Annotated in this window: 29 protein-coding genes and 1 tRNA gene; 7 read left to right on the top strand and 23 right to left on the bottom strand. The window is 59.9% G+C overall.

Annotated features, from left to right (window positions below):
* Positions 1 to 237: 237 nt before the first annotated feature.
* The 9 genes from AO356_RS00870 to thrS all read right to left on the bottom strand — a co-directional run bounded on the left by AO356_RS00870 (position 238) and on the right by thrS (position 7,703).
* A tRNA-Pro gene (locus tag AO356_RS00870) sits at positions 238 to 314 on the bottom strand.
* A gap of 90 nt (positions 315 to 404) precedes the next feature.
* Positions 405 to 761, bottom strand: coding sequence for a MerR family transcriptional regulator (locus AO356_RS00875; RefSeq protein ID WP_003179985.1), 357 nt, complete (start codon positions 759 to 761; stop codon positions 405 to 407).
* Positions 742 to 1,044 (bottom strand): integration host factor subunit alpha, encoded by a 303-nt coding sequence (gene ihfA, locus AO356_RS00880; protein WP_002553164.1) that lies wholly within the window; start codon positions 1,042 to 1,044, stop codon positions 742 to 744. Before ihfA ends, AO356_RS00875 begins: the two co-directional genes overlap by 20 nt.
* A gap of 3 nt (positions 1,045 to 1,047) precedes the next feature.
* Positions 1,048 to 3,426, bottom strand: a complete 2,379-nt coding sequence (gene pheT, locus AO356_RS00885; RefSeq protein ID WP_060738175.1) for a phenylalanine--tRNA ligase subunit beta — start codon at positions 3,424 to 3,426, stop codon at positions 1,048 to 1,050.
* 35 nt (positions 3,427 to 3,461) lie between these two features.
* Positions 3,462 to 4,478: a phenylalanine--tRNA ligase subunit alpha gene (pheS, locus tag AO356_RS00890; RefSeq protein WP_003203624.1), complete on the bottom strand. Its 1,017-nt coding sequence runs from the start codon at positions 4,476 to 4,478 to the stop codon at positions 3,462 to 3,464.
* Positions 4,479 to 4,587: 109 nt separating this feature from the next.
* A complete protein-coding gene (gene rplT / locus AO356_RS00895; protein WP_002553161.1) occupies positions 4,588 to 4,944 on the bottom strand; it encodes a 50S ribosomal protein L20 in 357 nt (118 codons plus the stop codon).
* Positions 4,945 to 4,974: 30 nt separating this feature from the next.
* A complete protein-coding gene (rpmI, locus tag AO356_RS00900) occupies positions 4,975 to 5,169 on the bottom strand; it encodes a 50S ribosomal protein L35 (RefSeq protein ID WP_002553160.1) in 195 nt (64 codons plus the stop codon).
* Between the two features lie 60 nt (positions 5,170 to 5,229).
* The gene (infC, locus tag AO356_RS00905) at positions 5,230 to 5,781 is read right to left on the bottom strand and encodes a translation initiation factor IF-3 (protein ID WP_169432615.1); all 552 of its coding nucleotides are present in this window, start codon (positions 5,779 to 5,781) and stop codon (positions 5,230 to 5,232) included.
* Entirely contained in the window at positions 5,781 to 7,703 is a 1,923-nt protein-coding gene (gene thrS / locus AO356_RS00910) for a threonine--tRNA ligase (RefSeq protein WP_014337550.1), read from the bottom strand. Before thrS ends, infC begins: the two co-directional genes overlap by 1 nt.
* A gap of 373 nt (positions 7,704 to 8,076) precedes the next feature.
* Here thrS and AO356_RS00915 point away from each other — a divergent pair, with 373 nt between their 5' ends.
* From AO356_RS00915 to AO356_RS00920, 3 genes are read left to right on the top strand one after another with little or no spacing between them, the layout of a single operon-like run.
* A complete protein-coding gene (locus AO356_RS00915) occupies positions 8,077 to 8,379 on the top strand; it encodes a hypothetical protein (RefSeq protein ID WP_060738176.1) in 303 nt (100 codons plus the stop codon).
* A 16-nt stretch (positions 8,380 to 8,395) separates the two neighbouring features.
* Entirely contained in the window at positions 8,396 to 8,641 is a 246-nt protein-coding gene (locus tag AO356_RS32495) for a hypothetical protein (RefSeq protein ID WP_152032404.1), read from the top strand.
* A 26-nt stretch (positions 8,642 to 8,667) separates the two neighbouring features.
* Positions 8,668 to 8,880 (top strand): cold-shock protein, encoded by a 213-nt coding sequence (locus tag AO356_RS00920; protein WP_003179963.1) that lies wholly within the window; start codon positions 8,668 to 8,670, stop codon positions 8,878 to 8,880.
* 67 nt (positions 8,881 to 8,947) lie between these two features.
* On the opposite strand, the gene AO356_RS00925 is transcribed toward AO356_RS00920, so the two are convergent.
* Both AO356_RS00925 and AO356_RS00930 read right to left on the bottom strand, forming a co-directional pair.
* A complete protein-coding gene (locus AO356_RS00925; protein WP_060738177.1) occupies positions 8,948 to 9,262 on the bottom strand; it encodes an I78 family peptidase inhibitor in 315 nt (104 codons plus the stop codon).
* A gap of 156 nt (positions 9,263 to 9,418) precedes the next feature.
* Complete coding sequence (locus tag AO356_RS00930) at positions 9,419 to 9,724, bottom strand: hypothetical protein (RefSeq protein ID WP_060738178.1); 306 nt, start codon at positions 9,722 to 9,724, stop codon at positions 9,419 to 9,421.
* Between the two features lie 129 nt (positions 9,725 to 9,853).
* On the opposite strand from AO356_RS00930, the gene AO356_RS00935 reads away from it, so the two are divergent.
* Positions 9,854 to 10,051 carry a hypothetical protein gene (locus tag AO356_RS00935; RefSeq protein ID WP_060738179.1) on the top strand — a complete coding sequence of 66 codons (198 nt, stop codon included), beginning with the start codon at positions 9,854 to 9,856 and terminating at the stop codon, positions 10,049 to 10,051.
* A 47-nt stretch (positions 10,052 to 10,098) separates the two neighbouring features.
* Here AO356_RS00935 and AO356_RS00940 read toward each other — a convergent pair whose 3' ends face one another.
* The 8 genes from AO356_RS00940 to AO356_RS00975 all read right to left on the bottom strand — a co-directional run bounded on the left by AO356_RS00940 (position 10,099) and on the right by AO356_RS00975 (position 17,648).
* Positions 10,099 to 11,127 (bottom strand): nucleoside hydrolase, encoded by a 1,029-nt coding sequence (locus AO356_RS00940; RefSeq protein WP_060738180.1) that lies wholly within the window; start codon positions 11,125 to 11,127, stop codon positions 10,099 to 10,101.
* A gap of 30 nt (positions 11,128 to 11,157) precedes the next feature.
* A complete protein-coding gene (rbsD, locus tag AO356_RS00945) occupies positions 11,158 to 11,562 on the bottom strand; it encodes a D-ribose pyranase (RefSeq protein WP_060738181.1) in 405 nt (134 codons plus the stop codon).
* Complete coding sequence (rbsK, locus tag AO356_RS00950) at positions 11,559 to 12,473, bottom strand: ribokinase (RefSeq protein ID WP_060738182.1); 915 nt, start codon at positions 12,471 to 12,473, stop codon at positions 11,559 to 11,561. The genes rbsD and rbsK overlap by 4 nt, the downstream gene beginning before the upstream one ends.
* 23 nt (positions 12,474 to 12,496) lie before the next feature.
* On the bottom strand, positions 12,497 to 13,516 hold the full coding sequence (locus AO356_RS00955) for a LacI family DNA-binding transcriptional regulator (protein WP_060738183.1): 1,020 nt from the start codon (positions 13,514 to 13,516) through the stop codon (positions 12,497 to 12,499).
* A 3-nt stretch (positions 13,517 to 13,519) separates the two neighbouring features.
* Positions 13,520 to 14,497: an ABC transporter permease gene (locus AO356_RS00960; protein WP_060738184.1), complete on the bottom strand. Its 978-nt coding sequence runs from the start codon at positions 14,495 to 14,497 to the stop codon at positions 13,520 to 13,522.
* On the bottom strand, positions 14,494 to 16,047 hold the full coding sequence (locus AO356_RS00965; protein ID WP_060738185.1) for a sugar ABC transporter ATP-binding protein: 1,554 nt from the start codon (positions 16,045 to 16,047) through the stop codon (positions 14,494 to 14,496). Before AO356_RS00965 ends, AO356_RS00960 begins: the two co-directional genes overlap by 4 nt.
* A 55-nt stretch (positions 16,048 to 16,102) precedes the next feature.
* Positions 16,103 to 17,062, bottom strand: coding sequence for a sugar ABC transporter substrate-binding protein (locus tag AO356_RS00970; RefSeq protein ID WP_060738186.1), 960 nt, complete (start codon positions 17,060 to 17,062; stop codon positions 16,103 to 16,105).
* Between the two features lie 133 nt (positions 17,063 to 17,195).
* A complete protein-coding gene (locus AO356_RS00975; RefSeq protein ID WP_060738187.1) occupies positions 17,196 to 17,648 on the bottom strand; it encodes a hypothetical protein in 453 nt (150 codons plus the stop codon).
* A gap of 204 nt (positions 17,649 to 17,852) precedes the next feature.
* On the opposite strand from AO356_RS00975, the gene AO356_RS00980 reads away from it, so the two are divergent.
* Both AO356_RS00980 and AO356_RS00985 read left to right on the top strand, forming a co-directional pair.
* Positions 17,853 to 18,152 (top strand): DUF1654 domain-containing protein, encoded by a 300-nt coding sequence (locus tag AO356_RS00980; protein ID WP_053121397.1) that lies wholly within the window; start codon positions 17,853 to 17,855, stop codon positions 18,150 to 18,152.
* 5 nt (positions 18,153 to 18,157) lie between these two features.
* Positions 18,158 to 18,847, top strand: a complete 690-nt coding sequence (locus AO356_RS00985) for an endonuclease (protein WP_060738188.1) — start codon at positions 18,158 to 18,160, stop codon at positions 18,845 to 18,847.
* Positions 18,848 to 19,003: 156 nt separating this feature from the next.
* On the opposite strand, the gene AO356_RS00990 is transcribed toward AO356_RS00985, so the two are convergent.
* Positions 19,004 to 19,369 (bottom strand): hypothetical protein, encoded by a 366-nt coding sequence (locus AO356_RS00990; RefSeq protein ID WP_060738189.1) that lies wholly within the window; start codon positions 19,367 to 19,369, stop codon positions 19,004 to 19,006.
* Positions 19,370 to 19,616: 247 nt separating this feature from the next.
* On the opposite strand from AO356_RS00990, the gene csrA reads away from it, so the two are divergent.
* A complete protein-coding gene (csrA, locus tag AO356_RS00995; RefSeq protein ID WP_003179932.1) occupies positions 19,617 to 19,811 on the top strand; it encodes a carbon storage regulator CsrA in 195 nt (64 codons plus the stop codon).
* A 193-nt stretch (positions 19,812 to 20,004) separates the two neighbouring features.
* Here csrA and AO356_RS01000 read toward each other — a convergent pair whose 3' ends face one another.
* The 3 genes from AO356_RS01000 to AO356_RS01010 all read right to left on the bottom strand — a co-directional run bounded on the left by AO356_RS01000 (position 20,005) and on the right by AO356_RS01010 (position 23,850).
* Positions 20,005 to 20,460, bottom strand: coding sequence for a DUF2214 family protein (locus AO356_RS01000; protein WP_060738190.1), 456 nt, complete (start codon positions 20,458 to 20,460; stop codon positions 20,005 to 20,007).
* Positions 20,461 to 20,746: 286 nt separating this feature from the next.
* Entirely contained in the window at positions 20,747 to 22,129 is a 1,383-nt protein-coding gene (gene cysS, locus AO356_RS01005; protein ID WP_060738191.1) for a cysteine--tRNA ligase, read from the bottom strand.
* 20 nt (positions 22,130 to 22,149) lie between these two features.
* Positions 22,150 to 23,850, bottom strand: coding sequence for a glutamine--tRNA ligase/YqeY domain fusion protein (locus AO356_RS01010; protein ID WP_060738192.1), 1,701 nt, complete (start codon positions 23,848 to 23,850; stop codon positions 22,150 to 22,152).
* Between the last annotated feature and the right edge of the window lie 181 nt (positions 23,851 to 24,031).

Consider the following 24,031-nt stretch of genomic DNA (forward strand, 5'->3'; position numbering starts at 1 on the left):
ATGATAGCTTTTCTAACGAGAGCCGTAATATGTCTTTAGTATTGCTGATTTCTCATCCCATCATCGGATGGCCGCCAGGTAGGCGGGAGCAATCACCGCCAAAAGCTTCTAGGCAAAAAATCCGATATTGGTACCACACCTGAAAAATCCATTCAGAGCTAGCCGTTTTCTGGGGGTAACAACGACCAAACATAAAAAAGGGTCGCGAGATAAAATCTCGCAACCCTTTGAATTATATGGTCGGGACGGAGTGATTCGAACACTCGACCCCTAGCACCCCATGCTAGTGCGCTACCGGACTGCGCTACGCCCCGACTAGGCGTGAATCTTGTTCCGCTTCTCAACGGAACGCTCAGGAATATATCGCAAGCTTTTGAAAACTGGAAGTATTTAAAGCAGAAATTTTATTTCTTGAGCACCACCAGCACATCTTCAAGCTCGGCGATCATCTGGCGGATCATTTGTTTGTACTGGGTTGTATCGTCCTTGGCCTCATCACCGGAGAGGCGCAGGCGTGCGCCGCCGATGGTGAACCCTTGATCGTACAGCAGCGCGCGGATCTGCCGGATCATCAGCACGTCTTGTCGCTGATAATACCGGCGGTTTCCGCGGCGCTTGACCGGGTTGAGTTGAGGAAACTCCTGCTCCCAATAGCGCAGCACGTGCGGTTTTACCGCACACAACTCGCTGACTTCACCAATGGTGAAGTAGCGTTTGCCCGGGATGACGGGTAGTTCGTCGTTATGACTTGGTTCCAGCATAAGCCTCAACTCGGGCCTTCAACTTCTGCCCTGGACGAAAGGTGACCACACGGCGAGCCGTGATCGGGATTTCTTCTCCCGTTTTCGGATTGCGGCCAGGCCGCTGGCGTTTGTCCCGAAGGTCGAAATTGCCGAAACCGGACAATTTGACCTGTTCGTTGTCTTCCAGAGCGTGCCTGATTTCTTCGAAAAACAGTTCGACCAATTCTTTGGCCTCCCGTTTGTTCAGGCCCAGCTCCTCATACAGACGTTCCGCCATCTCAGCTTTCGTCAGAGCCCCCATACGTCACTTCCTTAACGTGGCGTTCAACCTGTTTTCGAGCGAGGTGAGGATATTCTGCGTTGCGGTATTCACCTCATCGTCATTAAGAGTGCGCGATGGATGCTGCCAGGTCAAGCCAACTGCAAGGCTTTTTCTATGCGGATCAATGCCTTTACCCTGATACACGTCAAATAGCCTGAGGTCCGTCAGCCATTCGCCTGCATTTTCACGGATTACCTCCAGCACGGCGCTGGATGCAACGTCACGGTCGGCCAGCAACGCAAGGTCACGACGCACTTCAGGAAAGCGCGATAACTCCTGGAATTTCGGCATTTTCCCTTGGGCCACTTCGGCCAGCACCAGCTCGAAAACGAAGACTGGACGATCGAGGCCCAGGGTTTTCGACAGTTCCGGGTGGATGGCGCCGACATAGCCGACTTCACGCCCGTCTCGCTCGATGCGTGCGGTCTGCCCTGGGTGCAGCGCCGGGTGCTTGCCTGGTACGAAAGTGAATGCGTCGAGCGCGCCGGCGAAGCCCAGCACCGCTTCCACGTCAGCCTTGACGTCGAAGAAATCGACGACATCGCGACCTTGCGCCCAGCCTTCCGGCAAGCGACTGCCGCAGACGACACCAGCCAGCATCGGCTCTTGCTTCAAGCCGTCCAGTTGACCGACGAAGCGTAGACCGCTTTCGAACAGACGCACGCGATCCTGCTGGCGGTTGAGGTTGTGCTGCAGCGACTTGACCAGGCCCGGCCACAAGGACGAGCGCATGGCCGCCATGTCGTTGGAGATCGGGTTGGCCAGCAACAGCGGCTCGACACCGGGGCTGAACAGCTCGAACTGGCGTGGATCGATGAAGCTGTAGGTGATCGCTTCCTGATAACCACGGGCCACCAGCAGGCGACGCAGTTCCGGCAGATCGCTGCGGGCTTCGGCCTTGGCTTGCGGGGCCAGGCGCGCTTGCGGGTAGCGAACCGGCAGACGGTTGTAACCGTACAGGCGGGCCAGTTCTTCGATCAGGTCGACTTCCAGGCTGATATCGAAGCGATGGCTTGGCACTTCGACGCGCCACTGCCCTGCCCCATCGGCGCTGATGTTCAGGCCGAGGGCGCTGAGCAGGCGTTCGACTTCGGCCGGGGCCATTTCCATGCCCAGCATCTGGGTGATGCGCTGGGCACGCAGGGTGACCGGTGCAATCTTCGGCAGGTGCTGTTCGCTGACGGTTTCGATGATCGGGCCGGCTTCGCCACCGGTGATCTCCAGCAGCAGGCCGGTGGCGCGCTCCATGGCTTCACGGGCCAGTTGCCAATCCACGCCACGCTCGTAGCGGTGCGAGGCGTCGGTGTGCAGGCCATAGGAACGCGCCTTGCCAGCGACGGCGATCTGGTCGAAGAACGCGCTTTCCAGGAATACATCGCGGGTCGTGGCGGATACACCACTGTGTTCGCCGCCCATTACGCCAGCAATCGCCAAGGCGCGGGTGTGGTCGGCAATCACCAGGGTGTCGCTGCGCAGGGTCACTTCCTGGCCGTCGAGCAGCACCAGCTTTTCACCCTCTTCAGCCATGCGCACGCGGATGCCGCCGTTGATTTCGGCGAGATCGAACGCATGCAGCGGTTGACCCAGCTCCAGCATCACATAGTTGGTGATGTCGACGGCGGCGTCGATGCTGCGCACGTCGGCGCGACGCAGGCGCTCGACCATCCACAGCGGTGTTGGCTTGGACAGGTCGACGTTACGGATCACACGGCCCAGGTAACGCGGGCATGCCGCCGGCGCCAGGACGTCAATCGAACGCACTTCGTCATGCACCGCCGGCACGGTCGCGACCACCGGACGCGTCACGGGGGCGGCATACAGCGCACCGACTTCGCGGGCCAGACCGGCCAGGGACAGGCAGTCGCCACGGTTCGGCGTCAGGTCGACCTCGATGCTCGCATCGTCCAGGCCCAGGTACTCACGGATGTCCTGGCCCACCGGCGCATCAACCGGCAGTTCCATCAGGCCATCGTTGCCTTCGCCGATCTGCAGTTCGGCCTGGGAACACAGCATGCCGTTGGACTCGACGCCACGCAGCTTGGCTTTCTTGATCTTGAAGTCGCCCGGCAGCTCGGCACCGATCATGGCGAACGGGATCTTCAGGCCTGGACGCACGTTAGGTGCGCCGCAGACTACCTGGAAGGTTTCCGCGCCATTGCTGACCTGGCAAACCCGCAATTTGTCAGCGTCCGGGTGCTGCTCGGTGCTCAACACCTCGCCCACCACCACGCCACTGAATTCGCCGGCGGCCGGCGTGACGCTATCGACCTCAAGACCGGCCATCGACAGGCGAGCAACCAGCTCGTCCCGACTTACCTGCGGGCTTACCCAGCCGCGCAGCCATTGTTCACTGAATTTCATCCTGCTCTCCTAATAGATTCGTTACCGGCTGCGACCTAGCGAAACTGCGCAAGGAACCGCAAGTCGTTGTCGAAGAACAGGCGCAAGTCATTCACACCGTAACGCAGCATGGCCAGGCGCTCGACGCCCATGCCGAAAGCAAAGCCCGAGAATTCTTCCGGATCGATCCCGGACATACGCAGCACGTTCGGGTGAACCATGCCGCAGCCCATGACTTCCAGCCAGCCAGTCTGCTTGCAGACGCGGCAGCCTTTGCCGCTGCACATCACGCATTCCATGTCGACTTCAGCGGAGGGCTCGGTGAACGGGAAGTACGAAGGGCGGAAACGCACCGCCAGTTCTTTTTCGAAGAACACCCGCAGGAACTCTTCGATCGTGCCTTTCAGGTCGGCGAAATTGATGTCGCGATCAACCAGCAGGCCTTCGACCTGGTGGAACATCGGCGAGTGGGTGATATCGGAGTCGCTGCGGTACACACGGCCTGGGCAGACGATGCGGATCGGCGGCTGCTGCGATTCCATGGTGCGGACCTGTACCGGCGAGGTATGGGTGCGCAACAGCATGTTCGCATTGAAATAGAAGGTGTCATGCATCGACCGGGCCGGGTGATGGCCTGGGATGTTGAGTGCCTCGAAGTTGTGGTAGTCGTCTTCGACCTCAGGGCCTTCGGCAATGCCGTAGCCGATGTGGGTGAAGAACTGCTCGATGCGTTCCAGGGTCCGGGTCACCGGATGCAAGCCACCGGAAGTCTGGCCACGGCCAGGCAGGGTCACGTCGATGGACTCGGCGGCGAGCTTGGCAGCCAGATCCGCCTCCTCGAACAACGCCTTGCGCGCATTGAGGACTTCTGTGACACGCTCCTTGGCAACGTTGATCAGCGCACCGACCTGCGGACGCTCTTCGGCTGGCAGGTTCCCCAGGGTCTTCATCACCTGAGTCAACTCGCCCTTCTTGCCAAGGTAGTGAACCCGGATTTGCTCCAGGGCATTGATATCTTCAGCGCTTTGCACAGCCTCTAGTGCTTGAGCGACCAGCGCGTCCAGGTTTTCCATGTACAGACTCCAGATACAAAATAGGGGAAGAGCTTTAAGGCTCTTCCCCTATTTATGACGTTTGACACCTGGGTCCACAGAGGTGGGCCCGGGTGACTGCCGGGGGTACTTAAGCCAAGGTGGCTTTAGCTTTCTCGACAATCGCAGCAAACGCCGCTTTTTCGTTCACTGCCAGATCAGCCAGAACCTTACGGTCGATCTCGATGGACGCTTTTTTCAGGCCAGCGATGAAACGGCTGTAGGACAGACCGTTAACACGAGCACCAGCGTTGATACGAGCGATCCACAGAGCGCGGAACTGACGTTTTTTCTGACGACGGTCACGGTAGGCGTATTGGCCTGCCTTGATTACCGCTTGCTTGGCAACACGGAATACGCGGGAGCGCGCGCCGTAGTAGCCTTTAGCAAGTTTCAGAATTTTTTTGTGACGCTTACGGGCAATGACGCCACGCTTTACACGAGCCATGAGTTACTTCCTCTATTCTTGATCCAAAAATTAACGAAGGCGCAGCATGCGCTCGACTTTTGCCACGTCAGACGGATGCAGCAAGCTGCTACCGCGCAGTTGACGCTTACGCTTGGTCGACATTTTGGTCAGGATGTGGCTCTTGAAAGCGTGCTTGTGCTTGATACCGTTAGCAGTTTTCAGAAACCGCTTAGCAGCACCACTTTTGGTTTTCATCTTTGGCATGTTCGGATACTCCGCATTCAGTTGATAAACATAATCGCAAGGCCTGCCGTGCCCTGGTGATTACTTCTTCTTTTTCGGGGCGATGACCATGATCAGCTGGCGTCCTTCCATCTTAGGATGCTGTTCGACCGAACCGTACTCGAGCAGGTCTTGTTCAACCCGCTTGAGGAGTTCCATCCCCAGCTCCTGGTGGGCCATCTCACGGCCGCGGAATCGCAAGGATACCTTGGCCCTGTCCCCATCACTCAGGAAACGTACCAGGTTGCGCAGTTTTACCTGGTAATCCCCTTCCTCCGTCCCTGGACGAAACTTGATTTCTTTTACCTGAATCTGCTTCTGGTTTTTCTTCGCCGCGGCAATCTGCTTCTTCTTCTCGAAGATCGACTTGCCGTAGTCCATCACCCGGCAAACCGGTGGGACTGCGTCCGCGGAAATTTCTACCAGATCAAGCTTTGCTTCTTCAGCAATACGAAGCGCTTCATCAATCGAGACGATGCCAATCTGCTCGCCGTCAGCGCCAATTAACCGAACCTCGCGTGCCGAGATATTCTCGTTGATCGGGGCTTTCGGTGCAGCTCGTTTATCTTGTCTCATTTCACGCTTAATAATAATTACTCCAAATCTGGGCGACCACGCCGGGAAACCGCTTGCGCGAGGAACTCAGCGAATTCGGCGACGGGCATCGAGCCCAGGTCAGCACCTTCACGAGTACGCACAGCGACAGTCTGCATCTCGACCTCCCGATCTCCAATAACCAAGAGAAAGGGAACCTTGAGCAAAGTATGCTCGCGGATTTTAAAGCCGATCTTTTCATTTCTCAAGTCGGACTTGGCACGAAATCCGCTTTGGTTGAGAGTTTTTTCGACTTCAGCGGCAAAATCTGCCTGTTTATCAGTGATATTCATGATCACTGCCTGGGTCGGCGCCAGCCACGCAGGGAACGCGCCCTCGTAGTGTTCGATCAGAATCCCGACGAAACGCTCGAACGAACCGAGGATCGCGCGGTGAAGCATGACCGGGTGCTTGCGGCTGTTGTCTTCGGACACGTATTCGGCGCCCAGACGGATCGGCAGGTTAAAATCGAGCTGCAGGGTACCACACTGCCAGACGCGACCGAGGCAATCTTTCAGCGAGAACTCGATCTTCGGACCGTAGAAGGCCCCCTCGCCCGGCTGCAGGTCATACGCAAGGCCCGCGCTATCGAGGGCGGCGGCCAGGGCCGCTTCGGCGCGATCCCACAGCTCGTCGGAGCCGACGCGTTTTTCCGGACGAGTGGACAGCTTCATCTCGACTTCGGTGAAGCCGAAGTCCCGGTAGACGTCCATGGTCAGCTTGATGAAAGCAGCGGATTCGGCCTGCATCTGCTCTTCGGTGCAGAAGATGTGGGCATCGTCCTGGGTAAATGCACGCACGCGCATGATGCCGTGCAGCGCACCCGACGGCTCGTTGCGGTGGCAGGCACCGAACTCGGCCAGGCGCATCGGCAGCTCGCGGTAGCTTTTCAGGCCCTGGTTGAACACCTGCACGTGGCACGGGCAGTTCATCGGCTTGATGGCGTAGTCGCGGTTTTCCGACTGGGTGGTGAACATGTTGTCGGCGTAGTTGGCCCAGTGCCCGGATTTCTCCCACAGGCTGCGGTCGACCACTTGTGGCGTCTTGATCTCCAGGTAGCCGTTCTCACGCTGGACCTGGCGCATGTACTGCTCGAGCACCTGGTACAGGGTCCAGCCGTTCGGGTGCCAGAACACCATGCCCGGGGACTCTTCCTGGGTATGGAACAGGCCCAGGCGCTTGCCGATCTTGCGGTGATCGCGCTTTTCGGCTTCTTCGATGCGCTGGATGTAGGCCGCCAGCTGCTTCTTGTCCGCCCAGGCAGTGCCGTAGACGCGCTGCAACTGCTCGTTCTTCGCATCGCCACGCCAGTAGGCGCCGGACAGCTTGGTCAGCTTGAAGGACTTGAGGAAACGCGTGTTCGGCACGTGCGGACCGCGGCACATGTCGACGTATTCTTCGTGGTAGTACAGGCCCATGGCCTGCTCGTCCGGCATGTCTTCCACCAGACGCAGCTTGTAGTCCTCGCCACGGGCCTTGAAAACCTCGATGACTTCGGCGCGCGGGGTGACTTTCTTGATGACGTCGTAATCTTTCTCGATCAGCTGCTGCATCCGCTGTTCGATGGCGGCCATGTCGTCCGGCGTGAAAGGACGCTCGAAGGCGATGTCGTAATAGAAGCCTTCGTCGATGACCGGCCCGATGACCATCTTCGCGCTCGGGTACAGTTGCTTGACCGCGTGGCCAACCAAGTGCGCGCAGGAGTGGCGAATGATCTCCAGCCCCTCTTCATCCTTGGGCGTGATGATTTGCAGCGTGGCGTCGCTGTCGATGACGTCGCTGGCGTCGACCAGTTTGCCGTTGACCTTGCCGGCCAGGGTGGCCTTGGCCAGGCCCGCGCCGATGGATGCGGCGACCTCGGCTACGGAAACCGGGTGATCGAACGAACGTTGACTGCCGTCGGGAAGAGTAATAGTTGGCATGGCGCCTCCTCTCCTAGTGGTGACCCCTACCAAAGGTCACGTGGGTTGGGATGAGCCAGTACAAGATCCAGTCCAGGCCATTCAATGACGAACGCCTGCCTTACAGCGGCAGGAGCCTTGCGGCCAACCGGGAAAACCGAACCAGAGTGACTGGGATTCAAATCAGGGTTATTCGGACTCTTTGCCACCGGGACGAACGAGCATCCACAGCCTGGAAATAGCCGAGCCCGGCATGCTAGCACAGATGAACGGTCGTCGATGCACAAGGCTGTCGCAGGAAGGCAAATCGTCTGCTTTTATGCCAGAGTGCTGAACTTGATCGGCCCTAGAGCCCTCGAATCACAGAACATCGACCCACAAGGAGCATCCCCGCATGCGTCTCAATACCCTGTTCGCCGTAGTCGCCCCCATTGTTCTGCTGCTGCCGTTGAGTGCCCACGCCGACTGGCCGAAGGGCGAGCGGGATAAATACATGGCCCAGTGCACCCAGGCCGCTACCCCGCAGATTGGCGCGGCGGCGGCGAAATCCCACTGCGCCTGTGGCGCCGACGCCATCAAGTCCTACCCGGCGAGTGATATCCAGGCGCTGATGGACAACAAGGCCACCCCCCAATTGCAGCAAAAAGCCCTCGGCGAGATCGCCAAATGCAAGGCCAATGCGCCTGCGAAAAAGTGAATAACTGGAGCCTTTGATGCCGCCCGGGGCTGGTAAAAGGCCAAAAAAAGCGCTTTTTCGTACTATTTATGCAGGTTTTACAGCTTTTTTTATCGTCTTTACTTTCGGCTCAAAGCCTTTAAAACCGGGCCTTTCAGCGGGTAAAGGCGATAAAGTAAACACGACTGATTGGCAAACAACGCCTGCGGGGGGCTCCCAAATCGAACATTTCGACTATGATACCCGGGTGTGCCCAGTTGGCCTGAGCAGCACAGTACACTGAAAATATATGTTTCTTGGAGATACACCATGTCTAATCGCCAAACCGGCACCGTTAAATGGTTCAACGATGAAAAAGGCTTCGGCTTCATCACTCCTCAAGGTGGCGGTGACGACCTGTTCGTACACTTCAAAGCTATCGAAAGCGACGGTTTCAAAAGCCTGAAAGAAGGCCAGACCGTTTCCTTCGTGGCTGAGAAAGGCCAAAAGGGTATGCAAGCTGCACAGGTTCGCCCAGAGTAATTTCTCGGCGCACAAAAAAACCCCGTCCATGTGACGGGGTTTTTTATGGGCGATTGAAAACCATCAATCAGCCACAGTTCACCCGGTTGATCACCAGGTTGGCATCGGTATTGAGGTTCAGGCGATCGGAGCGGTACTCGAGCGTGACCATGTCGTTGGGCTTGAGGATCCGGGCATTCTGCGCGCCGGCACGGGTACGGGCCTGCTCCAGCAACTGTGGCGAGGCCTTCTTGCCAATCGCGAACTCGGCGGCCTTTGCTTCGCAGCGGCTGTGACCGGTCTCGGCCGCCACAGGTTCGGGGGTCGATTCAGAGGTGCTGCTGCAACCGCTCAAGAACATGGCGGCCAGCAAAGTACTCAATGACGCGAGCTTCCAAGGCATGAAGCCTCCTTTTTTCGATGAATAAACAGAAAACGTGCGACAGCCCAAACGGCGCTTGGTTTCAACACCGCAGGCATCAGCCTGGGGAAAGCTGGCAGTTTGCCTGAGCCCGTTCCCGCTGTTCAGGCCTGAATCGTGACTGGATATGAACGCGGCTCAATAAACATCAATGTAATCGAAGGGCGGATTGGGCCAGTTGTCCTTCAGCGCGTTGTAGATCTGCATGACCCAGACCTCGTCGCTGGCAGCGACCCGACCGACGTACCCCGAACCCTTCGCCCAAGTTTCGAGCCGAAACCGCAAACCCTCGATGTCAACGCCACCGACCACACCCGAGGACAAATAGGCGATGCCGTCCTTGGTCACGCGCAGCTGGGTATGCTCGTCGTCACTGGCCGAGGCCAGCAATTGACGAACCGCCTCGACGGTCAGGCCATCAGGAGCGTTCAAATCTATCTGCACGGCGAAGCTCCTTTGAAAAATAAAGGAACAAGTGTCGCACAGCCCTCCCCCAATGCCTAAGTCGCAGTGCCAAATCCCGGGCAAAAATGTTTAACTCAGCCTACAGACCTCCAACTCGCGAGCCCGACCATGAGCACCGTCAGTATCGAAGCCACCATCAATGCCAAATGGTCGGAGGGCCACAGCTCCTATAGCCCCGGAAGCCCGGAGGAACTGGCAATCATCTGCATAGAGTTGTTGGTGAAAGAGTTGGGGATAGAAGTCGCCCGCAACTTCATCCAGCAGACATTCGAGCGCTACCCGAGCATCGTCGACACCGTGGATTGAGGCACGCGCCCGCAGGTCCAGCCTGGGGGCGCTATAAGCCAGGCAGATTACTTCAGGCGCGCCAGGCGCTCGGTCAGCAAGTCAAAGAACCCCTGGGCATCGCCGTTTTCCACCCAGAACGCGTTCTTCGGCGCTTTCAGGCCATCGTACCAGTCGACGATGGTCTGCCCGAACGTCGGGCCCTCGCGACTGTCCACCACGACATTGACCGAACGGCCAGTGAACAATTGCGGCTTGAGCAGGTAGGCAATCACGGTCGCATCATGCACCGGCCCGCCCGTCATGCCGTAGTGCTCCATGTCGCCCTTGACGTATTCGTTGAGGATATCGCCCACCAGCTTGCTGGCATTGTTGTTCAGCGCCGCGATCTGCTTCAGGCGCGCCTCGCTGGTGAGAATCTTGTGGGTCACGTCCAATGGCAGGTAGGTCAGCTTCACGCTGCTCTTGGCCACCACCTCGGCCGCCTGCGGATCGGCGAACAGATTGAACTCGGCCACCGGGGTGATATTGCCGCCGTTGAAGTGCGCACCGCCCATGATCACCACTTCCTTGATGCCCTGGACAATGTCCGGTTCCTGGACCAACGCCAGCGCCAGGTTGGTCTGCGGCCCCAGCATGGCAATGGTGATGCTGTGGGGCTTGGCCGCCTTCAGCGTGTCGATCAGGTAGTTGACGGCATTGCCTTCGGCGAGCCCCTTCTTCGGCTCGTGCACCGTGACACCCGACAGGCCTTCCTTGCCATGGATGTTTTCTGCGTAGATGGGCGTGCGCATCAAGGGTTTCGGCGCACCGGCGTAGACCGGCACGTCTTCGCGCCCCGCCCATTCACGGGCCAGGCGAGCGTTGCGCGAGGTCTTGTCCAGGCGCACATTGCCGGCGACGGTGGTCAGCGCACGGATATGCAGCTCCTCGGGCGACGCCAGGGCGAACAGCAGCGCCACCACGTCGTCGGCGCCTGGGTCGGTGTCGATGATCAGGTCGATCTTTTCCGCCGCCTGGGCGCTCGTTGCAGTGATCAATGACAAAAGCAGCAGACTCCGGATCAGTTGATGCATTTTCTCAGCATAGCGGTGCATGGCGCACTCCTTGTGCAGGGTAGAACAGGGTTAGAACGTCACTCCAGCGACCAGCACGATATTGCAGTACGGCGAGCATTCGCCTGTGCGAATGATCGCCCGTGCCTGTCGGCTGATGACCTTGAATTGCTCATGGCTGACCAACGCCCGCTCACCCAACGCCCCCTCGGCATTCAGCGTCTCTAGGGTTGCCAGGGCCAACGGCTGTTTGTCGAGGATTTCCTCGGCCAGGACATGGCTTTCCACCTGCATTTCGCTGAGCACCACCTTCAAGGTGCTGACGAAGTCAGGAATGCCATGGGTCAGGGCCAGGTCGATCAATTCGACCTGGGGCGGCACGGGCAGGCCGGCATCCCCGATGACCACCTTGTCGCCATGGCCGAGGGAAGCGATCAGTCGGGACAGTGCCACATTCAATAACGGCGTCTTTTTCATGATTTGAAAGCCTGTACTTCCAGCAACGTGGGGATTGAAGGTTGCGCGCCGGCGCGGGTGACCGACAGCGCGGCGGCGACCTGGCCGAAACGAATCGCATCGACCTCGCTTTTGCCGCAGGCCAAGGCTGCCGCGAAGCCGCCGACAAAGGTATCCCCGGCGGCCGTGGTATCCACGGCCTTGACCCGCGGGGCCGGGAAATGCTCGAAGCTGGCGCCGTTGGCGAACATCAGCCCCTGGGCCCCCAGGGTGACGATCACCTTGCCGGCACCGGCGGCGATCAAATGCGCTGCGGCGGCCTCTGCGGTTTCCAGGGAATCCACCGCCAGCCCGCTCAGCACCGCGGCTTCGCTTTCATTGGGAATCAAGTAGTCGATGCAGGCATACCAGTCGGCGGGCAACGCATGGGAAGCCGGCGCTGGGTTGAGGATGACGATTTTGCCCAACGCCCGCCCGCGCTTGAGGGCATGGCCGACGGTGGCATCCGGCACTTCGAGCTGGCAGATGATGACATCGGCGCTTTGCAGCACGTCATCGACACCGTCCAGGACCTCGGCGGTGAGCGCACCGTTGGCACCGGCGACGATAACGATCGCATTCTGGCTGTTGTCGTCGACGACAATCAGCGCCACGCCACTGGAGCCCTGCTCCACGCGGACCGCCTGGCAGTCGATGCCCTCGGCCAGCAATGCGCCGCGCAATTGCTCGCCATAGGCATCGTCGCCCACGCAACCGACCATCGACACCTGCGCCCCCAGGCGCGCGGCGGCTACCGCCTGGTTGGCGCCCTTGCCACCCGGAATGGTGGCGAACGACTCGCCGATCAGTGTTTCACCGCCACGGGGCAAGCGCGGCGCCCGGGTCACCAGGTCCATGTTCAGACTGCCTATCACCACTACTTTTGCTGGCATACATCACTACTCATCAATTCGGTTCAGCGGTATTGGGCGAATGTACCGGACAGCGGTGCAGTCGACTCTCGCAAGACAATACTCGGCGTCACGATCCGCTGGTCGGTGGCAAGGCCCGGCGTAGCGATACGCCGCAGCAGCACTTCGGCCGCCATCTCCCCGAGCTGCAGGATCGACTGCCCCACCGTGGTCAACGCCGGGTAGACATAGCGGCTCATCTGGATGTCATCGAAACCGATGACCGACAGTTCGCTGGGCACGCGCACATTGCGTTCAGCCGCGGCGCGCAGCACACCGATGCCGATCATGTCGTTGGCCGCGAAGATCGCGCTGGGCGGCCGCTGTTCAAGCAGTTGCGCAGCGGCGCGGTAACCGCCGGTACTGGTGAAATCGCTTTCGAGCATACGCTCGACGGGCAGCTCGATCCCGGCCTCTTTCAGCGCCCGGCAGTAACCGGCCAGGCGCATCTGCGCCACGCTGGTATCGGCCGGGCCGCCGATGAAGGCGATGTCGTGGTGACCCAACTCCAGCAGGTGCCGGGTCGCCAGGTAGGCGCCGTATTCATGATCGATGCGCACCAGGTCCGCGTCGACGCCCTCGAGCCCGCGGTCGACGATCACCATGGGCGTGCGCACGCTGGCCAGGCCCTCGGCCAGGCCGACATCGCCTCCGGCGGACGCGAAGATCAGGCCATCGATGCGTTTTTCCAGCAGCACCCGCAGGTAGCTGCGTTGCTTGTCCGGGTTGTCGTCGGAGTTGCACAGGATCACGCAATAGCCGTTGCGCTCACAGTAATCCTCGATGCCCCGGGCCAACTCGGCAAAGTAAGGGTTGAGGCTGTTGGGCACCAGCAGGCCGATGGTCGCCGTGGTCTTGGCCTTGAGCGACCGGGCCACGGCGCTGGGCACATAGTCCAGGCGCTCGATGGCCGCCTCGACCTTGAGCCGCACTTCTTCGCTGACCGGCCGCGTCTTGTTCACCACGTGGGACACGGTGGTGTAGGAAATCCCCGCGAGCGCTGCTACATCCTTGATCGTCGCCATGGTTCAACCCCGCCGACTGGCGCGCTGACTGCGATAGGTATCGAGCACGACCGCCACCACGATCACCGCACCGGTGATGATGCGCTTGGTCGGCTCGGTAGCGCCGATCTGCGCCAGACCCGCCGCCAGCACGGAGATGATCAACACGCCAAAGAAGGTACTGATGACCGAGCCTCGCCCACCCATCAGGCTGGTACCGCCGATGACCACCGCCGCGATCACCTGCAGTTCCAGCCCTGAGCCGGCGTTCGGGTCCGCGGCTTCCAGGCGGGAAATCTGGAACAACGCCGCCACGCCGGCCAGCAAGCCCATCAGGCTGAACACCAGGATCTTGTAGGGCTTTGGATTGATGCCGGCCAGGCGCACGGCTTCTTCATTGGTGCCGATGCCGATCAGGTAGCGACCGAACACTGTGCGGGTCAGCACCGCCTGGGCAATGAAGATCACCAGCAAGGCGATGATGAACGAAGGCGAGATACCAAAGGCGATGGGGTTGGACAGCCAGGCGAACGAGTCGCCGATGTAGGCGGTCCGGGAACCGGTCATCTGGTACGCCAGGCCCCGGGCCATTTCCAGCACGCCGAGGGAGACGATGAACGATGGAATCCGCCACGCAACGGTGATCGAACCGGTGACCGTACCCGCCAGCGCCGCCACGGCCATACCGAGCAAGGCCGACGGCCAGACGCTCCAGCCCCAGCCGAGCACGGCCACGCTGACCGTCGAGGCCGCCAGTGCCAGCACCGAGCCCACCGACAGGTCGATGCCGCCGATGATCAGGATGAACGTCATGCCGACCGCCAGCACCATCAGATCGGGAATCTGGTTGGCCAAGGTGCTGAACGTGTCATAGGACAGGAAATGGCTGCTCAGGGTTGAGAACAGCGCGACCATGGCCAGCAGTGCGCCGGCCAGGCCCAGGTAGGTCCCGAGGCCATAGAAGTTGCCACTCGATTTGCCGACGGCAGATGCGGTTTTCATGAAAAATCCCTAGGCGCTGCATCGTTGAGCAACGCATCACGTTTCTGGTAGCCGGCGAATGCGGCGGCAAGCAAGTCATCCTGGGTCCAGCTGTCGCGCTCGAAGGTGTCGATCAGGCGCCCGGCGGACAGCACGCCGATTCGGTCGCAGATCAACATCAGTTCCCGCAGGTCACTGGACACCACGACCAGCGCCTTGCCCTGGCGAGTCAGCTCGCCGAGCAGCGCATAAATGTCGAATTTGGCGCCGACGTCGATGCCACGGGTCGGCTCGTCGAACAGCATGACCGCGCAATCGCGTTCAAGCCAACGACCGATCACGACCTTCTGCTGGTTGCCGCCCGACAGCTCGGACACCAACTGGGTCGGGCTGGAACTGCGGATGCGCATGGCATCGACCTGGCGCTGCGCCAAGGCCAGTTCGGCGCTGCCGTTGACCAGGCCGGCACTGGAAATCTCCGGCATGTTACCCAGGGCAATGTTCGCGGCGATGGACTGCGTCAGCAGCAAGCCTTCGCCCTTGCGGTCTTCGGTGATCAACGCGATGCCATGGGCCACCGCATCGGACGGCGAGCGAATGCTCACCACCCGGGCCGGCGAACCCAGCGCCACCGTGCCGCTGTCGGCCGGATCGGCACCGAAGATCAGCCGCAACAGTTCGGTGCGCCCTGCCCCGATCAGGCCAGAGATGCCGAAGATCTCGCCACTGCGGACTTCGAAGGACACGTCGCGGACCTTGTCGGAACGGGTCAGGCCTTTAACGGTCAACGCCGGCGCGCCGATCTGGCGAGGGCCAAGGTCGATATGCTCGCCCAGCTCCCGGCCGACCATCAGGGTCACCAGTTGCTCGCTGTCGTAGTTGGCCATCGGCTCGACGCAGACCAGGTTGCCATCGCGCAGTACCGCAATGCGCTGGGCGACCCGCGCCAGTTCTTCGAGACGATGGGAAATGTAGATGATCGCCACGCCACGCGCCTGCAAGCGGGTGATCTGCTCAAAGAGCATTTCGACTTCGCGGGCCGTCAGCATGGCGGTCGGCTCATCGAGAATCAGCACATGGCAATCGCCAATCAGGTTGCGGGCGATCTCGACCATCTGCTGGTGACCGATCCCCAGCTCGCCGACCAGCGTGTCGGGATCGATCGCATCGAGCCCCACCTGGGCCATGGCCTCGATGGCCGCCTTGCGCAATTGCTTGCGACTGATCCAGCCGCCGTGGCTGGGCAGGTTGTCGAGGAATAGGTTTTCAGCCACGGACAGGGTCGGCAGCAGGTTGAGTTCCTGCATCACCATGCGCACACCCAGCTCTTCAGCCTGGGTCCGGCTGCCAGGACGATAATCCTGCCCCTGAAACTGCATCTGCCCGGTCGTCGGCGTCACCAGCCCGCCGATGATCTTGGACAGGGTGCTTTTGCCGGCGCCATTTTCACCGGTCAGGGCCAGCACTTCACCGCGCATCAACGTCAGGTTGATATCGGTCAGTACCGGCTGGGCATAGGTCTTGCCGATACCGCTGACGCACAGGACAGCGTTCGGGTCGCGAACGGACATAACAAACTCTCCAATGCGCTCGCCCGGATGGGCGAGCACCGTTGTGGCGCCAGGATTACGGCTTGGTCACCAGCTCGACCGGAGTTTCGATAACGCCGTTGGTACCGCTGTCGACTTTTTCGCCCTTGAGCATCTTCAGCGCTGTTTCGATGCCGAACACGGCCTGCTTGGCGGCGAACTGGTCGGCAGTCGCCAGGACACGACCGTCCTTGAGCATTGGCTTGATGGCATTGATGTTGTCGTAGCCGACCACCTGTACTTTGCCGGCCTTGCCCGCCGCGCGCACGGCCGATACGGCACCGACCGCCATGCTGTCGTTGCCGGCCAGCAGTGCCTTGATGTTCGGGTATTCGCTGAGCATCGACGCGGCAACCTGGTTGCCCTTGTTGATTTCCCAGTCGCCGGATTGCAGGGACACGACCTTGACCTGCGCCGCCTCCATCGCATCCTTGAAGCCCGCGGTGCGTGCCTGGGCGTTGGTAGTGGTGGAGACACCTTCGATGATGCCGACTTCGTCACCGGCCTTGAGTTGCTTGGCCAGGTACTCGCCCACCAGCCGCGCGCCCTTGCGGTTGTCAGGGCCTACGAACGGTACGTTGATGTTCTTGCTCTTGACCACGGCCGGATCGAGTTGGTTATCGATGTTGATGACCGTGATGCCGGCATCCACGGCTTTCTTGATCACCGGCACCATGGCCTTGGAGTCCGCTGGCGCGATGATCAGGGCATCGACCTTGGACACGATCATCTGCTCGACGATGCGGATCTGGTTGGCGGTGTCGGTTTCATCCTTGATCCCGTTGGAGATCAGGTCGAAATCGGCGGAGTGTTCCTTCTGATAAGCCTTGGCGCCGTCTTCCATGGTCAGGAAGAATTCGTTGGCCAGGGATTTCATAACCAGGGCAACCTTGGGCTTTTCTGCGGTCTGGGCGAATGCCGAGGAGATAGGCAGCGCAGCGGATGCGGCCGCGAGCATGGCAACAGCGAGAAGGCGTCCAGCGAATGGCAACTTCATGGGTTCACTCCGATCTTATGATTATTGTGAGCAAATCAATGCACGGAACGCCGCGCAAACGTTTGCGTGAAGTGAACTATGGTAAGGCTTCGCAGATTTGTCAACGTTGCGGTTTGACCCGCAACGTTGAAACTCAGGCCGTCGTATTGACCACCGAACCCGAACCGCTGCCTTTGGACAACTCCGTGACCAGGTGGCCGGTGACTTCCAGCAAAGCGCCACTGGTATCGGCGATCTGCCCCTGGACTGCCATGACCGCCGAAGTCTTGGCTTCCTCCGTGGCATAGTCGCGCGCCTGTGCAGCGGCCAGTTGCTGTTGCTGCTCCCTGAGCTGCTGCTGAAGCTCTTGCATCCGCTTGAGCAGCACCTGGACCGCCACGCTCTGGGTGCTGCCACCCTCCTGCGCCTGGTCGGTTGCTTCAGCGCCAGCGCCCATGCCCGTACGGACCTTGCCCGAGGTTTGCGTTGTACCCAGGGCCTCATCGGCGGCCTGGTCTTCTGCCTCGCTCAAAGCCTTCAGGGTGGCGGCGGATTTTCCGCCGATGGTCACCGCTGCCGCATTGGGAAAGCCGATGGAAAACGACATGTCAAAACTCCATGAAGGGGGATTCCTACGAAGGTCATCGCCCGCCGAAGCCGTTTCTTGAGCGCCCACTGAAACCCGTCGATAGCTTCGTCACCCTGAGCGGCAACACCCGTGTACATCAGCCGATAAAAAATTCCTTTTTCCCACACCAAAACGAAAAAAGTGCTGTCAGACGATCTTCTTGAATTTTAAGTAGTTGCGTAAATGCCTACGGTTAAATACTGTATGCCCGTACAGCTTAATAAGGATAATCCTGTGGCCACCCCCTCCGCTGCAACCACCCCCTTAGATTCCTATACACGACTCGGCCTCCGGGTCTCGAAAATCATCAACGCCCCCACCGCGCAAAAAGCCAAGGCCGCCCTGATCTTCCGCCTACCCGACGAGCCGGTGGATGAGTGGGAGCGCCTCCTGGAAGAAATCGACGAGAACGACAACGTGACCCTCGCCTATCGCGACGATGGTGGTGTGCAGGTTTTCTGGGTTGTGCCGAAGGAAGATTGAGCCTGATGAGTGTTCGCTGTTTAGCTTTTTTGCTTGTGTTCATCGCCATGGGCGCACAGGCCGGCGCCCCGCGCACCTTCAACGAAGCCAAGAAAATCGCCTGGAAGCTCTATGCTCCGCAATCCACCGAGTTCTACTGCGGCTGTAAGTACACCGGCAATCGCGTGAACCTGGCCGCCTGCGGTTACGTACCGCGCAAGAATGCCAGCCGTGCTGCCCGCATCGAGTGGGAGCATATTGTCCCGGCCTGGCAGATCGGCCATCAGCGTCAATGCTGGCAAGAAGGCGGTCGCAAGAACTGCACCCGCTATGATCCAGTCTATCAACGGGCCGAGGCCGACCTGCACAACCTGGTGCCGAGCATCGGGGAAGTGAATGGCGATCGCAGCAATTTCAGTTTTGGCTGGCTGCCGGAGCAAAAGGGCCAATACGGCTCATGCCTGACCCAGGTGGATTTCAAGGCCAAGAAGGTCATGCCCCGTCCTTCCATCCGGGGGATGATCGCCCGGACCTATTTCTACATGAGCAAGCAATATGGCCTGCGCCTGTCGAAACAGGACCGGCGCCTGTATGAAGCCTGGGACAAGACCTACCCGGTCGAAAGCTGGGAACGTCAGCGCAACCAGAGCGTGGCGTGCGTCATGGGACGCGGGAACGAGTTCGTGGGACCGGTGGACATGAAGGCCTGCGGTTGACCTGGCATTTGTGAACAGCACAAAACCAACTGTGGGAGCGAGCTTGCTCGCGATAGGGACAGGCCAGTCAACATCAACGTTGGCTGATCCACCGCTATCGCGAGCAAGCTCGCTCCCACAGGTTTTGGGGCTTGGCTGACTTTTTGGGCTGCCCGATTACTGAGCCGTCGGGTAATCCACCACCAACGTCTCGATGTTGCGCTTCTTCGCCCGGACCAGGGCGGCCGTGACCTGCTCCTGCTTGGCTTGGGCTTCGGCCTCGGAGCTGAAAGGGCCGACCAGGATGCGCTCCTTGCCGTTCTCCCGTACTACGTTCGACATGAAGCTGTGCTCGATGAGCCAACCGGTCAGGTCGCTGACAGCCTGCGGTGTCTCGCCACGAACCTCGACGGCCCACTGCGGCGCGGCAGCGACGGCCGGTGCGGAGGTGGCGGCGGGTTTCGGCTTCGGTGCTTCGACGTCACGCCCTTCACCGCATCCTGCCAGCACCAATACCGCGATAACCCAAGCCAATTTACGCACAACGTTTCCCCTGGAAGACATGAGGCATGGATTTTAGCACCCGTGCCTCTCAAGATCGCCGCAAACAATGCTCAAAACACGAGAATCCTGCCCGGCGTCTCTGTATAGTCGCACCCTGGGAATTAATGCTGCATCTGCACGTCAGAAAGAGGCACCCACATTGTGACACTTAGCACTAATCTATAAGCAGTACCGACATCTGCACTGTCTGAATCAGGTGCCCTATAAAGCAATCAAGGAGAACACCATGCTGATACTCACCCGCAAAGTCGGTGAAAGCATAAATATTGGTGACGACATCACGATCACCATTCTGGGCGTTAGCGGCCAACAAGTACGGATCGGCATCAACGCCCCGAAAAACGTTGCGGTGCATCGTGAAGAGATCTATCAGCGTATTCAGGCCGGCCTTACCGCCCCTGACAAGCCGCAAACTCCCTGAACATTGCAGCAGTCCGCAGCCAGCCCGTTTGCATCGTCGCAATGGCTGGCTAAAGATTCTGGCCGACTGCGCCGCACCCTGCCCCACCCCGCCTTCTTTCGCCCCGCCCGTGAATCGATACTAATGGCATGGCGTTTGGCATGGCTGTCAGACGTTTCGTTTTAATGATGACGAAGCAGGCGTTCGCGGCCGGTCAGCCCAAGCCAACGCCGCGCGCCATGCCTGTGGCGGCGACGACCATCAAGATCAGTAACAAGGCTTCGATGTGGCTGATCCGTGCAAGTCGGCCGGCTTTCGAAGGATCGATCGCCCTCCCTTTGCCCAGTGCCATCCGCCATTTGATCAAGGCGATCATCGGCACGATCTCTAGCAGCAGAATCAGCAGCAGCAACGTCATCTTCAAGTGAAAAAGCGGCTGATGCAGGTAGTAATCCGTGCCTTTTTCGTACCCGCCGAAAGCGCGCATCCCCCCGGTCACCAACAGCACCAGGGCCGACAGGCCCCACAGGTTGTCTGCAACCAAGACACCCCGCACCGCGTCCACACCGCCCGCCAGGCGCCGTAGCGCCGTGCCGCGCGTCAGCACCGCCCAAAACCCGAGGGCGAACGCCAGCAGATGAATTGCCGCAAGCGACCAATGAGCCAACATGGAAGACTCCTGACAGTGGGAACGTCGAATCGACCAGACAGTACTAGCTCATGAAGGAATGATTGCCAGGCTGAGCACAAAAAAATTGTGGGATCTTCAATGTATGCGATGCCTGGAACCGCTCAAAAAACTGTGGGAGCGAGCTTGCCCGCGATGGCAATCTTTCATTCAACATTACCGTTGACTGATCCGACGCTATCGCGAGCAAGCTCGCTCCCACAATTGGATGAACACCACCGGCCCTGTGGGAGCGGGCTTGCCCGCTCCCACATAGACCCGGGTGGACTCAGTCCGCCAGACGCCAGGTCGTCCCGCCCTTCCCGTCTTCCAGCACCACGCCCATGGCGGTGAGCTGGTCGCGGATGCGGTCGGATTCGGCCCAATCCTTGTTGGCCCGGGCAGCCAGGCGCGCCTGGATCAATGCCTCCACCTCGGCGGCGTCCACACGGCCTGCGGCACCGGCCTGCAGGAAGTCATCGGCTTCGAGCTGCAACACACCCAGCACGCTGGCCAGTTCTTTCAGGCGGGCCGCCAGGCCAGCCGCGGCATTGAGATCGCTCTCACGCAGGCGGTTGATCTCACGCACCATCTCGAACAGCACCGCGCAGGCTTCCGGCGTGCCGAAGTCGTCGTTCATCACTTCGGTGAAACGCGCCACGAACGCTTCGCCACCGGCAGGCGGCACGGCGGGCAGGCCCTTCAACGCATGATAGAAACGCTCCAGGGCACCCTTGGCGTCCTTGAGGTTATCTTCCGAGTAGTTGATGGCGCTGCGATAGTGGCTCGACACCAACAGGTAACGCACGACTTCCGGGTGATACTTGTCGAGCACGTCGCGGATGGTGAAGAAGTTGTTCAAGGACTTGGACATCTTCTCGCCGTTGATCCGGATCATGCCGCAATGCATCCACGCGTTGGCGTAGGTCTTGCCGGTGGCCGCTTCGCTCTGGGCGATTTCGTTTTCGTGGTGGGGGAATTCCAGGTCGCTGCCGCCGCCATGAATGTCGAAGGTCTCGCCCAGGCAGCAGGTGGACATCACCGAGCATTCGATGTGCCAGCCCGGACGCCCGGCGCCCCATGGCGATTCCCAACTCGGCTCGCCCGGCTTGGCCGCCTTCCACAGCACGAAGTCCAGCGGGTCCTGCTTCGACTCGTCGACTTCGATGCGTGCGCCGATGCGCAGGTCTTCGATCTTCTTGCGCGACAGCTTGCCATAGCCCATGAACTTGCCGACGCGGTAGTACACGTCACCATTGCCCGGGGCGTAGGCGTAGCCCTTGTCGATCAAGGTCTGGATCATCGCATGCATGCCCGGAATATGGTCGGTGGCACGCGGCTCCATGTCCGGCTTCTTGATGTTCAGGCGCGCTTCATCTTCGTGCATCGCCGCGATCATGCGCTCGGTCAACGCTTCGAACGACTCGCCGTTCTCATTGGCGCGGTTGATGATCTTGTCGTCGATGTCAGTGATGTTGCGCACGTAGGTCAGGTCATAACCGCTGAACCGCAGCCAGCGGGTCACCAGGTCGAAGGCGACCATGCTGCGACCATGGCCGAGGTGGCAGTAGTCGTACACGGTCATCCCGCAGACGTACATGCGCACCTTGTTGCCATCCAGCGGCTTGAAGACTTCTTTGCTCTTGGTGAGCGTGTTGTAGATCGTAAGCACGGTGTTTCCTTAAGACTTGATCACTGGCCCCACGAATCACGCAGGGTCACGGTACGGTTGAATACCGGCTGACCTGGTTTCGAGTCCTTGATATCCGCGACGAAGTAGCCTTCGCGCTCGAACTGGAAACGGTCTTCCGGCTGTGCATTGCCCAGCGAGGGTTCAGCACGACAACCGGTCAGCACTTGCAGTGAGTCAGGGTTGATGTTGTCCAGGAAACTCGCGCTGTCTTCGGCCTTCTCCGGGTTCGGAGAGCGGAACAGGCGATCGTACAGGCGCACTTCGCACTCGACGCTGGCCGCGGCCGGCACCCAGTGGATCACGCCCTTGACCTTGCGGCCTTCAGGGTTCTTGCCCAGGGTGTCCGGATCGTACGAGCAACGCAGCTCGACGATGTTGCCGTCGGCGTCCTTGATCGCTTCGTCGGCACGGATCACGTAGCTGCCGCGCAGACGCACTTCGCCGTTCGGCTCCAGGCGCTTGTAGCCTTTTGGCGGCTCTTCCATGAAGTCATCGCGGTCGATGTAGATTTCACGGGCGAACGGCAGTTTGCGCACGCCGAGTTCTTCTTTTTGCGGATGACGCGGCAGTTCGAGGTTTTCGACCTGGTCTTGCGGGTAATTGGTGATCACGACCTTCAACGGACGCAACACGCACATGGCGCGCGGGGCATTTGCGTCCAGATCCTGACGGATGCTGAACTCGAGCATGCCGAAATCGACCACACCATCGGAACGGTTGGTGCCGATCATCTCGCAGAAGTTGCGGATCGACGCCGGCGTGTAGCCGCGACGGCGGAAGCCCGACAGCGTCGACATGCGCGGATCGTCCCAGCCATTGACGTGTTTCTCATCTACAAGCTGCTTGAGCTTGCGCTTGCTGGTGATGGTGTAGTTCAGGTTCAAGCGGCTGAATTCGTACTGGCGCGGGGTGGCCGGCACGGGCAGGTGCTCGAGGAACCACTCGTACAACGGACGATGGCTTTCGAACTCCAGGGTGCAGATCGAGTGGGTGATGCCCTCGATGGCGTCCGACTGACCATGGGTGAAGTCATAGTTGGGGTAGATGCACCATTTGTCGCCGGTCTGGTGGTGATGGGCGTGACGGATGCGGTACATGATCGGGTCGCGCAGGTTCATGTTCGGCGAGGCCATGTCGATCTTGGCGCGCAGCACCCGTGCGCCGTCCGGGAACTCACCGGCGCGCATGCGGGCGAACAGGTCCAGGTTCTCTTCCACGCTGCGCTCACGGAACGGGCTGTTCTTGCCCGGCTCGATCAGGCTGCCGCGGTACTCCTTGGCCTGCTCGGGGGTCAGGTCGCACACGTAGGCGTTGCCGGACTTGATCAGCTCCACCGCCCAGTCGTGCAACTGGTCGAAATATTGCGAGGCGTAGCGCACCTCACCGGACCATTCGAAACCCAGCCACTTGACGTCGCTTTCGATCGCGTCGATGTATTCCTGGTCTTCCTTGGCCGGGTTGGTGTCGTCGAAACGCAGGTGCGTGACGCCGCCGAACTCCTGGGCCAGGCCGAAATTCACGCAGATCGACTTGGCATGACCGATGTGCAGGTAGCCGTTGGGCTCCGGCGGGAAACGAGTGACGATCTGTGTGTGCTTACCCGAGTCCAGGTCCGCCTGGATGATCGGGCGCAGGAAATTGACCGGCACGGCCGGGCCGGTCTTGGAATTCGAGGTAGGGTCGACAGTGGGCTTGCTCATAGGATCCTTGAACTTACAAGTGCGCGGCCGGGTGCGGCCTGATAAATCAAAGCCCGTATCATAGCCGATGCTGTCAAGTACCTGACAGGCCAGGCCGGCAAACGATTGAATTTAATCGACGGCCAGATGAAAAACAGCCTCGAAATTCGTGCCCGGCACGCTAAACTGCCCAACCTGGCCG

The organism is Pseudomonas fluorescens, from assembly GCF_001307275.1.
In the GTDB taxonomy this organism is placed as follows: domain Bacteria; phylum Pseudomonadota; class Gammaproteobacteria; order Pseudomonadales; family Pseudomonadaceae; genus Aquipseudomonas; species Aquipseudomonas fluorescens_AA.